The sequence below is a fragment of the Luteolibacter sp. genome, from assembly GCF_058122085.1.
Genome location: NZ_JBIKBQ010000113.1, coordinates 1 through 13,110, shown reverse-complemented (window position 1 = coordinate 13,110; position 13,110 = coordinate 1). Strand labels below are relative to the sequence as shown.

12 protein-coding genes and 1 pseudogene are annotated in these 13,110 nt (G+C 63.0%); 10 read left to right on the top strand and 3 right to left on the bottom strand.

The window, feature by feature from the left end; all coding sequences use genetic code 11:
* The 6 genes and pseudogenes from AC4DF4_RS15260 to AC4DF4_RS15235 all read left to right on the top strand — a co-directional run.
* Positions 1-743: pseudogene (locus tag AC4DF4_RS15260) on the top strand (hypothetical protein); the annotation flags it as partial.
* 2 nt (positions 744-745) lie between these two features.
* Entirely contained in the window at positions 746-1,216 is a 471-nt protein-coding gene (locus AC4DF4_RS15255; RefSeq protein WP_490048972.1) for a hypothetical protein, read from the top strand.
* A 10-nt stretch (positions 1,217-1,226) separates the two neighbouring features.
* A complete protein-coding gene (locus tag AC4DF4_RS15250) occupies positions 1,227-2,051 on the top strand; it encodes a DUF3108 domain-containing protein (protein ID WP_490048971.1) in 825 nt (274 codons plus the stop codon).
* Between the two features lie 103 nt (positions 2,052-2,154).
* Positions 2,155-2,874 carry a L,D-transpeptidase family protein gene (locus AC4DF4_RS15245; RefSeq protein WP_490048970.1) on the top strand — a complete coding sequence of 240 codons (720 nt, stop codon included), beginning with the start codon at positions 2,155-2,157 and terminating at the stop codon, positions 2,872-2,874.
* A 50-nt stretch (positions 2,875-2,924) separates the two neighbouring features.
* Entirely contained in the window at positions 2,925-4,133 is a 1,209-nt protein-coding gene (gene trpB, locus AC4DF4_RS15240) for a tryptophan synthase subunit beta (protein WP_490048969.1), read from the top strand.
* An 89-nt stretch (positions 4,134-4,222) separates the two neighbouring features.
* On the top strand, positions 4,223-4,393 hold the full coding sequence (locus tag AC4DF4_RS15235; RefSeq protein ID WP_490048968.1) for a hypothetical protein: 171 nt from the start codon (positions 4,223-4,225) through the stop codon (positions 4,391-4,393).
* Positions 4,394-4,542: 149 nt separating this feature from the next.
* Here AC4DF4_RS15235 and AC4DF4_RS15230 read toward each other — a convergent pair whose 3' ends face one another.
* Together AC4DF4_RS15230 and AC4DF4_RS15225 are read right to left on the bottom strand one after the other, a co-directional pair.
* A complete protein-coding gene (locus tag AC4DF4_RS15230) occupies positions 4,543-4,872 on the bottom strand; it encodes a hypothetical protein (protein WP_490048967.1) in 330 nt (109 codons plus the stop codon).
* A gap of 14 nt (positions 4,873-4,886) precedes the next feature.
* Positions 4,887-6,104 carry a mu-protocadherin-cell-suface protein gene (locus tag AC4DF4_RS15225; protein WP_490048966.1) on the bottom strand — a complete coding sequence of 406 codons (1,218 nt, stop codon included), beginning with the start codon at positions 6,102-6,104 and terminating at the stop codon, positions 4,887-4,889.
* Positions 6,105-6,165: 61 nt separating this feature from the next.
* Here AC4DF4_RS15225 and AC4DF4_RS15220 point away from each other — a divergent pair, with 61 nt between their 5' ends.
* Positions 6,166-6,351: a hypothetical protein gene (locus AC4DF4_RS15220; protein ID WP_490048965.1), complete on the top strand. Its 186-nt coding sequence runs from the start codon at positions 6,166-6,168 to the stop codon at positions 6,349-6,351.
* 261 nt (positions 6,352-6,612) lie between these two features.
* On the opposite strand, the gene AC4DF4_RS15215 is transcribed toward AC4DF4_RS15220, so the two are convergent.
* A complete protein-coding gene (locus AC4DF4_RS15215) occupies positions 6,613-7,524 on the bottom strand; it encodes a YybH family protein (protein ID WP_490048964.1) in 912 nt (303 codons plus the stop codon).
* A 174-nt stretch (positions 7,525-7,698) separates the two neighbouring features.
* On the opposite strand from AC4DF4_RS15215, the gene AC4DF4_RS15210 reads away from it, so the two are divergent.
* From AC4DF4_RS15210 to AC4DF4_RS15200, 3 genes are all read left to right on the top strand, one after another.
* Positions 7,699-8,370: a response regulator transcription factor gene (locus AC4DF4_RS15210; protein WP_490048963.1), complete on the top strand. Its 672-nt coding sequence runs from the start codon at positions 7,699-7,701 to the stop codon at positions 8,368-8,370.
* Positions 8,371-8,449: 79 nt separating this feature from the next.
* Positions 8,450-9,610 (top strand): efflux RND transporter periplasmic adaptor subunit, encoded by a 1,161-nt coding sequence (locus AC4DF4_RS15205; RefSeq protein WP_490048962.1) that lies wholly within the window; start codon positions 8,450-8,452, stop codon positions 9,608-9,610.
* A 7-nt stretch (positions 9,611-9,617) separates the two neighbouring features.
* Complete coding sequence (locus AC4DF4_RS15200) at positions 9,618-12,764, top strand: efflux RND transporter permease subunit (protein WP_490048961.1); 3,147 nt, start codon at positions 9,618-9,620, stop codon at positions 12,762-12,764.
* Positions 12,765-13,110 lie beyond the last annotated feature (346 nt).

Below are 13,110 nucleotides of genomic sequence, written 5' to 3'. Positions count from 1 at the left end.
CGATCACCCTCCTCGGCGCCCTTTGGGGCGACGCCCAAAAGGCCGCCGAAGAACCCAAGGCGGACCCCGTTCTCGAGGCCATCGAGAAGTTCCAAAACCGCAACCCAGAGAAACCCAACGAGGTTTCCGTGACCCTCGATCCTGTCGGCGAAGCGCTTGCCCCGGCCAAAGAAGAATCCAAACCCGTCCTCGTCACCGAACATCCTCCGGAGGAAACCGCCATCGCCGCTCCCCCGGAGCAAGCGCCACCGGATGCCGTCGCCACCGAGCCGGAGGCCCCCAAGCCCGAGAACGAGCTCGCCGTGCGGGTGGAGAAACTCCGCACCGGAAAAGGCGCCATCGATCCCGCCCAAGTCAAACTACTCGCCCCTTTCCCCGCGAAACCGCTCGCGCAAGCACCGGCCGGCTGGCGCCTCGACGCCTCCGACAGCGCCCCGCCGTTCACCCGCGAGGTGGAAGTTTCCCCCGGCTCCAAGATCACCCTGACGATCCGCCCGCACCTTCTCATCCCGGACGCCGACGGCGCGAAGGTCTTCACCATTTCAGAGCCCGGCTACGAAAACACCCTCGGCTATCAGCAAACCGCCACGGTCGGCGCCATCCTCGCCAACTCCATCCGCCAGCTTGATGAAGAGTCCAAGCAACTCGGCACCGCGATCGACAGCCTCCAACAGCTCCTTGTTTCCCTGCCGAAGCCGGAACCCCAACCTCAGCCCGAGTCCAAACCCGCCACCAACCACTAGCGATGAAACCTTCGACCGTTCCCATGATCTGCGGCCTGGCCCTCGCCGCCATGTCCGCCGCGGGAGTCAGCCACTGGTGGTCCGTGCGGCAATTCGCCACCGCGATCCAAACGGGGCTTCCCGCTGCGTCGCCCGCGAAACCCGCCGGCCTAACACCGGCCGCTCCCGCCGCGCCCAAGCTCCTCGCCCAAGCCCCTCAGCATCCGGCGCCCGCCACCGACGCCTCCCAGAAAAAATTCTTCGAGGCGCTCGTGTCCAAAATGGAGAAACTCCAGAATCAAAATCAGGATCTGCTCGACCAAATGGCGGAGACCAACCGCGACGTGATGAAACTCGAATTCCGCGTGGACACCCACTCCGAGTCGTTCCGGCCGATGCCCGTCAGCGAGGAGCGGCTGGATACGAGCTTCGACAGCGGCCCGGGAGTCCTCCCGCCGCGCGCGGAGCCGGTCTTCCTGCCTTCCGGTGAATAATTTCCCGCGGATGATCGTTTCACGCCGCATGCTCACCTACTGTCGGTCGATCCTCCTTTTCCTGCTCTTTGTCCCCCTCGCCACGGCGGCACCCGCCTGGCAGGCCGAGCTCACGCCACCCTCGCCCGGCCCGTTTCCCATGCTCGCGCCCACCGTGCTCGACCTCCAGGTGAGCTGGAACGGGATGATCAACGCCGGCTCGATCCGGATGGAATTCGCTCCGCCCGCCGCCAAAAAGCCGGGCCCCTACGTCATCCGTTCCAGCTCGTCCAGCCACGGAGCAGCGGCATTGCTCTTCCCCTATCACAGCGACTTCTGGTCCGAACTCAGCCCCGCCAGCCTGCGTCCGCGCTACTTCCATTCCGTGGAAACCGACAAGAAGGAAACCGCCACCACCACCGTCCGCCACTTCCCGGACCGGGTCGAGAGCCGGGAAATCATCAAAATTTCCAAGACCGGAGCCACCCCGCAAACCGACCGGATTTTCCGCTTCGCCCCGGTCTTCGACATTTTCTCAGCCATGCTCCACGTCCGCAGCCAGAAGCTCGACGCCGGCGACCACATCACCCTGGTCATCCACCCGTTCGACAATCCCTATCTGCTCCGCCTCAAAGTCCAGGGCCGCGAGATTCATGCCGGCCGCAACACCATCCGCCTCACCCTGGGCATGCACAAGATCGACCGCAAAACCCTCGAACTCCGCCCTTACAAGAAGCTCAAAAAAGACGCCACCCTCTGGCTCAGCGACGACGCCGACCGCATCCCCGTCGAACTCCGCGCCACCGCCTTCATCGGCGACGTCCGCGCCACCCTGACCGCCCACACCAAACCTTGACCGAAGGTCCAAGTGGCTGGAGCGTCCCCGCAGTGGCTGGAGCGTCCCCGCTCCAGACCGTGTCGGGAGCATCTTGCTCCCTCTTCATCTTCCAAATCTTCCCATGAAATCCCTCCTCCTCGTCCTCAGCACCCTTCTCCCCGCCGCCGCCTTCGAGCTCCCGGCGAACTCCACCCAATGCCTCGTCGGCACCGCCGACGGCTGGGACAGCTCGCACGTCACCCTCCGCCTCTATCAGAAATCTGGCGCTGACTGGAAACCCGTCAGCGCACCGTGGCAAGGCCGCCTCGGAAAAGACGGTCTCGTCTGGGGCAAAGGCCGCCACCCTGTCCCCGCCGGAGCGGTCACCAAAAAAGAAGGCGACAACCGCTCTCCCGCCGGAGTTTTCTCCATCGGCGGCGCCTGGGGCTACTCGCCTGCCATCGCCAAAAACCCCGCCCTGCCCTACCGACAGGTGACTTCCCGCGATCTCTGGGTGGAAGACCCCGCGTCGCCCCAGTATAACAGAAACGTCGTCCTCGACCACGAGCCCGCCACCGCGTGGGAGAAAAAGCAGCAGATGAAGCAAACCGACCCGGTCCATTCGCTCAAACTCTTCGTCGCCCACAACGCCCCGCCGGACGTCACGCCCAACGCCGGCTCATCCATTTTTTTCCACATCTGGCGGCGCGACGGAGCCGCGCCCACCGCCGGCTGCACCACCATGGAAAAGCCCAAACTTGAGTGGCTGATTTCCCAAATCGACCCGGCCCGCCGCCCGCTTTACGTTCTCCTGCCGCAAGCCGAATACCGGAAATTCCGCGCCGCCTGGAAGCTGCCGTGAGAAATCTCCCCTTGAATCACGCGGCATCCCGCCAAACACTGCCGCCGTCCATGGCCACCGCAACTTCTCCCACTTCCGCCCTTCCCGACGCCACCGGCCACTTCGGCCAATTCGGCGGGATGTTCGTCCCGGAAACCCTGATGGCTCCGCTGCAGGAGCTCTCGACCGCCTACGCCGCCGCCAAGGCCGACCCGGCATTCCAGGCGGAACTCGATGACCTGCTGCACAACTACTGCGGCCGCCCGACGCCACTCTATTTCGCCGAACGCTGGACCGAAGTCCTCGGCGGCGCGAAAATCTACCTGAAACGCGAGGACCTGCTCCACACCGGAGCCCATAAGATCAACAACGCCATCGGCCAAATCCTGCTCGCCAAACGCCTTGGGAAAAAGCGCATCATCGCGGAAACCGGCGCCGGCCAGCACGGCGTGGCCACCGCCACCGTCTGCGCCCGCTTCGGCATGGAATGCGTCGTTTACATGGGAAAAGTGGACATGGAGCGCCAGGCCCTCAACGTCGCCCGCATGCGGCTGATGGGCGCGGAAGTCCGCGCCGTCACCGCCGGCCAGGCCACCCTCAAGGAAGCGGTGAACGAAGCGATGCGCGACTGGGTCGCCACCGTCGATCACACCCACTACATCCTCGGCTCGGCGCTCGGCTCGCATCCGTTCCCGATGATCGTTAGGGATTTCCACCGCGTCATCGGCGTGGAGGCGCGCCAACAGATTTTGGAAAAAGAAGGCCGCCTGCCAGACCTGCTCGTCGCCTGCGTCGGCGGCGGATCCAACGCCATCGGACTGTTCCATCCGTTTCTCGAAGATGAGAACGTCCGCATGGTCGGCGTCGAAGCCGGCGGCGACGGCATCATCCCGGAGCGCCACGCCGCCCGCTTCCAAGGCGGAAAACTCGGCGTCCTCCAAGGCACCAAGACCTGGTTGCTCGCCAACGACGACGGCCAGATCGAGCTCACCCACTCGGTTTCCGCCGGTCTCGACTACGCCGCCGTCGGCCCCGAGCACGCCTACCTTCAGGACATCGGCCGCGTCGAATACACCTACGCCACCGACAACGAAGCGCTCGCCGCCTTCAAGGAACTCGCCCATTGCGAAGGCATCATCCCCGCGCTGGAAAGCGCCCACGCGATGGCCTACGTCTCGAAAATCGCCGGCAGCCTGCCGAAGGACTGCATCCTCATCGCCAACCTCTCCGGCCGCGGCGACAAGGACGTCGAGCAGGCGTCCAAGTATCTGCTGGACTGATCAAAACCTTGCGGCGCAGTCAGGCGATGCCAATCACCTGCGCGCATACCTCGAAACTCATCTGTGGCCTTATGAAAAACCACCCCTCCATGAAATCCATCGTCGCCCTCTTGGGCTCATTGGCCATCGTGATCGCTCAGGCGGACGCGAAACCCGGCAAAGGCAACTCAGGCGGCAAGGGTCAGGGCAAGGGCGGTAACGGCCACTCGCAAAAGGCAGACAAAGCCAAAGGACCGGACCACGCCGGAAAAGCCGCCTGAAAAGCCGCCTGAAAAGCCGCCGGCAAGAGCGACAAGGAGGAGGGCAAGAAGAAATTCGACCGCTTCAACAAGAACGGCGACCGCTCCCTCACCAAATCGGAGATCGAGGAGATGCTGGGTCTTTGAGGCCCGGTTTCCCGGTCCTTCTGTCAGAGCGCGGCGACGATTTCCTTGAGCGCTTGGAGTCCTTTGGGCTGGAGGATTCCCTTGCCGCCGCCGGGGAGGAACCAGACGCCCTGCCCGGCGTCCTTGCTGTAGATGACCCGGGCGCCTTCGGCGGAGGTTGCCTGATAGAACTTGTCGTCGGCATGCTTCGCGAGGAAATCGAAATACCTCCCGCACCACGGATCGGTGACGATGGGGAATTGCTTCTCGCCGAGCTCCTTGAGCTCGGCGAGCGTGATCGGTTTGATGGTTTTCCGGATCGATTCGCGCCGGAGATCCATCGAGTTGTTCATCGTGTCGTCGTCGTAGTTCATGGCGGTTGATCGGGTTATTGGGTGGGTAGCGGGATCGGGGTGACCGGCGGCGGCTTGCGGCTCAGTTCCGGCGGTTTCGGAGGCTCGCCGGCGGCCGGGGGCTCCGGCATGCGGACGAGCAGCCAGGTCTGGACGCGGTCGTCGTCGAAGTGGATCGCCACGGTGCTGACGTCCTGGGTGAGATTGGCGAGCGTGGTGGTGAAGATGGTTTTCGTGTTGTCACCGACCCGCCACGCGACGTTTTGGGTGGCCTTGTCCACTTGTCCGGCGATGGTTTTCTTGTCACCGGTGATGACGCTTTCATAGCCGCCGCTGATGAGGCCTTCCCGGTTCACGGAAATTTGGATGAACATGACCGGGTCGCCCTTTTTTTCCTGGGCGAGGGCGAACACTCCGAGCGGCATCCACTCGGCGGGCTGGCCCTCTTCCGGCGGAGTGGGCGGCGGGGGTTGCTCGACGTTGGTGGCGAGGTCCACGATCGGCTCGTCGTATTTCTCGGCCGGTACCGGCTTGTTATCCACATAGACGGTATCGCCCTCGTAAACCACGGTGGTCCCGTAATCGACATAGACCGGGTCGGGGGCGGTGGCATAGACGAAGGAGGTGGCCGCGGCCCAAGTGACGGGTGCCCACCACCACCAGGGATTGACGGGATGGTAGCCGATATAGCCGAAGCCGCCCCACCAATGGTCGTCGAAGCAGTCGTCGTAGAAATCCCGGGCATTGTCCCAGACTTCGTCGGCGCGGTCGTGGCGGTAGTCCCACATGTCGTTGCGGTGTTGCTGCCAGTCCTCGCGGTTTTGATCGCGCCAGTTCTGGCGGTCCTCGCGGCCGCTTTGCAGATTGTCCCAACGGCTTTCGCGGTTCTGTTGGAAATTGTCGCGGCGTTGCTGGCTGTTGTCCTGCCACTTGTTCCAGGATTCGCCGCGGTTGTCCACGCGCTGCTGCCATTGGTCGTTGCGGTTTTGGGAGCGCTCGCCCCAGTTGGCGCGGTCCTGCGGGCGCTCGGTGGGGCGGCGGTCGCCCAAAGATCCGCGGTCGCCGCCTGCGGGACGTTGGCTTGGCCGGTTGGCAAGCGCGCCACCGGCAGCGGCGCCTCCTGCGACGCCGAGGAAATTTCCGGCACCGCCGGCACCGGGACGACTCGCCGCACCGCCGTCGGGACGATCCGAAGCAATGCCGCCGGGACGCGAGGGAAGTTGGGACGGGCGGTTCGCGGCTCCCGGACGCACGCCGGAAGGAAGTTGCGAGGCGCTGTTTCCCACTGACGGACGATTCACTCCGGAAGGCAGGGTGGACGCGGACCCCGGCACCCGGCCACCGCTCGGGCGTGACGCACCCGCCGAAGGAAGCTGCGACGGCCGCGAAACCGAGCCGCTTGATGGACGGGAGACGTTCCCCGTCGAAGGCCGCGAGACGCTTCCGGTGGAAGGCCGGGAAGCAGGCCGCGAGACCGAGCCGGTCGAGGGGCGTGAATAGCTCGAACCGGAGGGTCGCGAATAGTTTGAGCCGGAGGGTCGCGAATAGCTCGAAGAGCGCGACCCGGAAGAGGCGCGCGAGGAGCCGCCGCTGGAACGCGAGAAACTACCGCCGCCGCTACTGCGTGCGCCGCCCCCACCACCTCGCCCGCCACCGCCGCCGCGCCCTCCGCCGCGGCCCTCGGCGATCGGGGTTGTCTGAATGAGCATGGCGAGGATCGCCACGAACGTCGAAACGAGTGCGAATTTTGAGCGCATGGCCTTATTCTCCTTTCACGCGGCGAATTTCAATGCGTCCGATGGCTGGCCGTGGCTCGCCGTCGAGCGTGCGGTTGCCGGACTCCCAGAAATACCGGTCGTCGCTGGCTTTGGTGATGGTTTGATCGGCGCTGGTGCGGCTGCCGTCCGCGGCGTAGCCGGCTTCCCGTGCCAGCCAGCGTTCACCCTCGCGGGTCCAATAGCCCTGCGAGAAGCCGCCGGCGTCGTCGAAGGTCCATGAATGAATGGCTCCCTCGACCGGGTCCCAGCCGATGATCTGCCAGCCTTCGAGCACCGGATCGTCGCCGCGTTTCACCGTGACGTTGCGGGTGATGAAATTGCCGCCGCTCGCCCATTGGTAGCGGCTGTGAATGGTCATGCCCGCCTCCTTGTCCGCCTCCTCCCAGTGACCTAGCAGCCAGGAAAGTTCCGCCAAGTGGTCGTTCGCGGTGGTTTCCGGCATCGGCGTCTCGATGAGCTGGCTGATTTTCCATTGGTCGTCCTTCTTGACGTGGACCGCGGTGTAGAGCGACTCGGCGACGTCGCCGGTTTTGGAAATCACGCGGGTCGAGCCTTTTTCCACGAGCACCTCGGAAGTGAGCGGCTTCGCGGAATCCACGGTGATCGCGAGTTTCGCGCCCTTGTTGGCGCGGAAGGCGTCGCGCAGGCAGGCCTTGAGCGCGGCGTTGCCGCTGAAGATGCGGCCGTCGTCGGACGTGTATTCGGCGTCTTCGGTGAAAAAGGCGGCGAGCGCCTCGACATCGGCCTTGGCGTAGGCGGCCTCGTAGGCGCGGTCGTTGGCGAGGATGGCGGCCATTTCGGGAGGGATGGCGGCGCTGTCCTTTCCGGCATCCTGCCCCGGACTGAGACCGGCGGATGAGAGGGCGATCAAGGCGATGGCGAGCGCGGTTTTCATGGCGGGCGGAATGGGGGGGGATCGGGGGTTAAAATGAACGAATCGCATGTATCCTCGCACAAAAGTCCGGCTATTTCCATCAGACCAAAGTCCTACATCGAGCCTCATCGAGCCTTCAACATGCTTGACCTGTCGGACCATTGCGGGGAATGATGACGCTGTCTCATTCTCCGAATGATGGTTCCCGAATCCCCCCATTTCGCAACGACTCCGGCACTGCCGAATGCAGAGGCATTGGTCTGCGTGGTCGATGACGACGAGTCGGTCCGCCGCGGCTTGAAGCGCTTGCTCCGGTCCGCCCGGCTCGCCGTGGAAACCTTTGCCTCCGCCGCCGACTATCTCGAACGCGAGGAATATCCTGGACCCGTTTGCCTCGTGCTCGATCCGCAGGACGGCTTCCATCTCCAAACCACGCTCGAAGGCCATGGCGAGCAGATCGTTTTCCTAACGGGAAGCGGTGACGTCCCGATGTGCGCGCGGGCGATGAAGGCGGGGGCCGTGGATTTCCTGCTCAAGCCGGTGGCTGATGAAACCCTGCTTTCCTCGGTCTCCCGCGCGCTCGATGTCGCCCGAGAAGTCCGCCGGGCCAATGCCGAACGGACGCTCGCCCGCGCGGCGCTCGGAACCCTGACGCCGCGCGAATTCCAAGTGATGGAACAGGTGCTCGCCGGACTTCTGAACAAGCAAATCGCCTCCCGACTCGGGATCGCGGAAAAAACCGTGAAGATCCACCGCGGCCGGCTGATGAGGAAAACCCGCTGTCGCTCGGTGCCGGATTTGATGAGACTCTCGCTCAAGGCGGAGGCTTTCAATTTGACAGGCAACGAGCAGCTCGTTAGCCCTTGATCGTGTGAGTTCAAACGGCCGATTTCCCGCGAACCGCACCCACTCCGCCATTCCGACACGAGAGCCAATCCCCAAACACTTGAAAGCGAACACCAAACTCACCCCGCGGCTTCAAGTGCTGACCATGGCGACCATCGCCGTGCTCTGCGGTTGCAAGAAGCCCGTCGCCGTCGCGCCACCGCCGCCGACCGTCGAAGTCATGGAAATCTCCACCTCCGAGGTGCCGCTTTCCTCAACGCTCATCGGCCAGCTCGACTCGCCGCAAAACGTCGAGGTCCGCGCGCGCGTCGAGGGTTTCTTGGACAAGATGCCATTCACCGAGGGCGTCGAGGTGAAGCAGGGAGACCTCCTGTTTCAGCTGGATAAGAAGCCGTTTCTCGAAAAACTGGCCGCCGCCACCGGCGCCCTGGCAGAGGCCAACGCCGCACTCGGCAAGTATGAGGCGGACGTCGCGCGGCTCGAACCGCTCTTCATTAAAAAGGCGATCCCCAAGCAGGATCTCGACAATGCCATCGCCTCGGTGGAAGTCGGCAAAGCCGGCGTGACCACCGCGCAGGCGCGGGTGGAATCCGCGCAACTCGACCTCGGCTATTGTGACGTGAAAGCGCCCATCACCGGCCTCATCGGCGCCACCCAGGTTTCCATCGGCGAGCTGGTGGGCAAGGGCGAGCCCACTTTGTTAGCGACCATTTCCACCCTCGACCCCATCTGGTTCTACTGCAACCTCAGCGAGGTGGACTACATCCGGGCCGAGGAGAAAAGCCGCGCTTTGGGCCGCGACATCGCCAGCCTGCCGCTCACCCTGATCCTCTCCAACGGAGCCGAACATTCCGACCAGGGCCGCTTCGTCTTCATCGACCGCGCGGTGAACGTGAAAACCGGCACCTTGCGCGTCCGCGCCGAGTTCCCCAACAAACAGAAGCTGCTGCGTCCCGGCATGTTCGCGCGGGTCCGCGTGAATCTCGGTGCCCGCCCCGACTGCATCACGGTGCCAGAGCGGGCGATCGTGGCGCTTCAGGGCAAAACCTTCGTCTGGGTGATCGGAGGCGATGGCAAGGTGACCCAGCGGCCGGTGACGACCGGCGAACAGGTGGGCAGTATTTTCATCATCAACGAGGGCCTCAAGGTAGGTGAGAAAATCGTGGTGGAGGGAGTCAACAAACTCCGCGAAGGCATCCCGGTGAATACCAATGCTCCAGCCGCCAAGGCCGCCGCTTCGGACAAACCCGCCAAGGAATAACAACACCATGGCCGAATTCTTCATCCGCCGTCCCATCGTGGCGATGGTTATTGCCATCCTCACCTGTATCGTGGGCGCCATCTCGCTCTCCCGGCTGCCGATTTCGGAATACCCGAACGTCAGCCCCACCATGATCCAGGCCACCACGACTTACCGTGGCGCCGCCGCCGAAGCGGTCATGGAATCCGTGGCCACTCCCATCGAAACCAAGGTCAACGGCGTGGACAAGCTGCTCTACATGCAGTCGTTCAACGCCAACGACGGCAAGATGACGCTCAACGTCTATTTCGACGTCGGCACGGACGTGGACATCATGCAGGTCAACACGCAGAACCGCGTGACCCAGGCCGAGGCCCAGCTTCCGGAAGCGGTGAAACGCGAGGGTGTGGTCGTCAACCGTTCCAGCCCGGACATCCTGATGGTCATCGGTCTCGCCTCGCCAAAGGGAAGCTACGATGCCGTTTTCCTCAGCAACTACCTCGATCTTAATCTAGTGGACGCGATCAAACGGGTGAAGGGCGTGGGTGATGTGAAAAACTTCACCGCCCAAGACTACACCATGCGGATGTGGCTGCAGCCGGACAAACTCGCCTCGCTCGGCATCACGCCGGACGACATCAAGAAGGCGTTGCAAGAACAGAACGCCCAGTCGCCCGCCGGACGGATCGGTGCGGAGCCCGCGCCACCCGGCCAGGAGGGCCAGTATAACGTGCGCGCCCTCGGCCTGCTCAAGGACCCCAAGGAGTTCGAAGAGGTCATCATCCGATCTAGCAGCGACGGCTCGCAGGTGAAAATCAAGGACGTGGCCCGCGTCGACCTCGGCGCCCAGACCTACGATCTCCGCGCCCGCCTCAACAAGTCGCCGGCCGGTGCCTTCGCGATCTATCTGGCACCCGGAGCCAACGCGCTTGAGACCGCGGAAAACGTCAAGGCCATCCTCGAGAAGGCGAAGGCCAAGTTCCCGGCGGACATGATCTATGAGGTCGCGCTGGACTCGACGCTGCCGATCAAGGCCTCGATCGAAGCGATCGTGCACACGCTTTTCGAGGCGGTGATTCTGGTGCTGATCGTTGTTTTCATCTTCCTGCAGAGTTTCCGCGCCACCATCATTCCGATGCTCACGGTGCCGGTCTCCCTGCTAGGCGCCTTCATCATGTTCCCTGTCATGGGCTTCAGTGTGAACGTGCTCACCATGTTCGGACTGGTGCTGGCCATCGGCATCGTGGTGGACGACGCCATCGTCGTCGTCGAGGCGGTACAGCATCACATCGAGCACGGACTTTCACCCAAGGAAGCCACCCGCAAGGCGATGCAGGAGGTGTCCGGCCCGGTGGTCGCCATCGGCTTGGTATTGTGTGCGGTGTTCGTGCCTGTCGCCTTCATGGGCGGGGTGACCGGCCAGCTTTACAGCCAGTTCGCGCTGACCATTGCGATCGCGGTGGTCTTCTCCGTGATCAACGCGCTCACGCTCAGCCCGGCGCTCTCCGCCATGCTGCTGCGCGCACCAACACCCGGCAAGGGCCCCGTCGCCTGGTTCTTCAAGAAGTTCAACGCCGCCTTCGACTGGATCATCGACCGCTACGGCAGGGTGGTCGGCGGGCTGGTGCGCAAGGCGACGCTTTCCATGGTGATGCTGGTGCTGGTCATCGTCGGCATCAACCGCATCGGCAAACACGTGCCCGGCGGATTCATTCCGGACGAGGACAAGGGCTATCTGTTTGTGGCGGTCGAACTGCCGGAAGGAGCCTCGCTCCAGCGGACCGACGAGGTGCTCAAACAGATCGAGGAAATCGTTGGCAACACCGAAGGCGTGCAATCCGCAGTCAATCTCGCCGGCATGAACATCCTCAACTCGCTCAACGTTCCGAACTGCGCACTCATGTTTGTGGGTCTCAAGCCATGGGAGGAACGCCACGAGCCCCATCTCCATTCCAAAGCCATCGCCGCCGAGTGGACGAAAAAATTCCAATCCATCCCCGGTGCCCGCGCGTTTTCATTCGGACCGCCGCCACTGCCGGGCTATGGCAACGTCTCCGGCTTCACCATGCAGCTTCAGGACCGCTCCGGCGGCAGCATCGATGATCTTGCCGGATACGTGAAGCAGCTTCAGGAACTGGCCGCGAAGCGCCCGGAAATCGCCCGCCTGACCACCACCTTCAACCCAGCCACGCCGCAGGTGAAGGTGGAGTTGGACCGCGAGAAATGCCGCACGCTCAACGTGCCGGTGGACAGCGTGTTCGCCACCCTCCAGACCTATTTGAGCGGTCTTTACGTCAACGACTTCGTGAAATTCGGCAAGGTTTACAAGGTCTTCCTGCAAGCCGAGCCCGAGTTCACCAGCAAGCCGGACGACATCGGGAAATTCTATGTCCGCAGCAACGAGGGCAACATGATCCCGCTGAGCACGCTGGTCACCATCACCAAGATGTCCGGCCCCAACCTCGTCACCCGGTTCAATCTCTATAACGCGGCCGAAGTCATCGGTGCCACCGCGCCGGGTTACAGTTCCGGCCAGGCGATCAAGGCGATCGAGGAAGTGATGAAGGAAATGCCCGCGGAGACCGGCTACGAATGGTCCGGCCTCACGCTTCAGGAAAAGAAATCCGAAGGCCAGGCCGGCGTGATCTTCGGCATGGCCATCCTCTTCGTCTTCCTGCTGCTCGCCGCCCAGTATGAAAGCTGGTCGCTGCCCTTCGCCGTGCTGCTTTCGGTGCCCACCGTCATCCTCGGCACGATGGTCGGCCTGCTCCTGCGCAAGTTCGACATGAACGTCTATGCCCAGGTCGGCCTCGTCATGCTCATCGGCCTCGCGGCGAAAAACGCCATCCTCATCATCGAGTTCGCCAAAATGAAACGCGAGGAAGGCGTTCCCACCATCGATGCCGCCATCGAGGGCGCGAAACTCCGCCTGCGTCCGATTCTAATGACTTCCTTCGCCTTCATCCTCGGCTGCGTGCCGCTGATGCTGGCTACCGGTTCCGGCGCCGCCTCGCGTGCCACCATGGGCACCGGCGTGGTCTTCGGCATGACCATTTCCACCGCCATCGGGCTGTTCCTGATTCCGGTCTGTTATGTCTTCGTCCAGAAGTTCTCTGACAGGAAGAAAAAGGCCGAGCCGGAGCCCGCTCCCGCCGGACCCGCACCGCATCATTGATGCTGTCACTTTATAACGCCGGCGCAATTTCCAACAGGAAAAACTCGACGGCATTCCAGCTCACCTTAGATTTCGCAAATGACAGCGTTGGAATCCGTGAGCTCGATCTTGATGATCGCCGCCCCAATTATCTCAAAGAAGACATTAATTGACCACTATCTGGAATGTGGAGACGTTGCCCCGTTTCTCGGGCTTTCCGCGATCTTGTTTCTCTGGCTTTGAGGCGGACCCCGAAATTCGGGCCAGGGGTTAAGCTTTGATTGTGGTGGTCGGGCGCGGGTCTTGAACCCAAACTAAACCACGCAAAATGAAAGCAAAACGAAGAAGACACGAACCCGAATTTAAA

Excerpts from the sequence above, each read along its gene's own strand:
- AC4DF4_RS15255 (WP_490048972.1), top strand. The coding sequence starts at position 746 with ATGAAACCTTCGACCGTTCCCATGATCTGCGGCCTGGCCCTCGCCGCC.
- AC4DF4_RS15250 (WP_490048971.1), top strand. The coding sequence starts at position 1,227 with ATGATCGTTTCACGCCGCATGCTCACCTACTGTCGGTCGATCCTCCTT.
- AC4DF4_RS15245 (WP_490048970.1), top strand. The coding sequence starts at position 2,155 with ATGAAATCCCTCCTCCTCGTCCTCAGCACCCTTCTCCCCGCCGCCGCC.
- trpB (WP_490048969.1), top strand. The coding sequence starts at position 2,925 with ATGGCCACCGCAACTTCTCCCACTTCCGCCCTTCCCGACGCCACCGGC.
- AC4DF4_RS15235 (WP_490048968.1), top strand. The coding sequence starts at position 4,223 with ATGAAATCCATCGTCGCCCTCTTGGGCTCATTGGCCATCGTGATCGCT.
- AC4DF4_RS15230 (WP_490048967.1), bottom strand. The coding sequence starts at position 4,872 with ATGAACTACGACGACGACACGATGAACAACTCGATGGATCTCCGGCGC.
- AC4DF4_RS15215 (WP_490048964.1), bottom strand. The coding sequence starts at position 7,524 with ATGAAAACCGCGCTCGCCATCGCCTTGATCGCCCTCTCATCCGCCGGT.
- AC4DF4_RS15210 (WP_490048963.1), top strand. The coding sequence starts at position 7,699 with ATGATGGTTCCCGAATCCCCCCATTTCGCAACGACTCCGGCACTGCCG.
- AC4DF4_RS15200 (WP_490048961.1), top strand. The coding sequence starts at position 9,618 with ATGGCCGAATTCTTCATCCGCCGTCCCATCGTGGCGATGGTTATTGCC.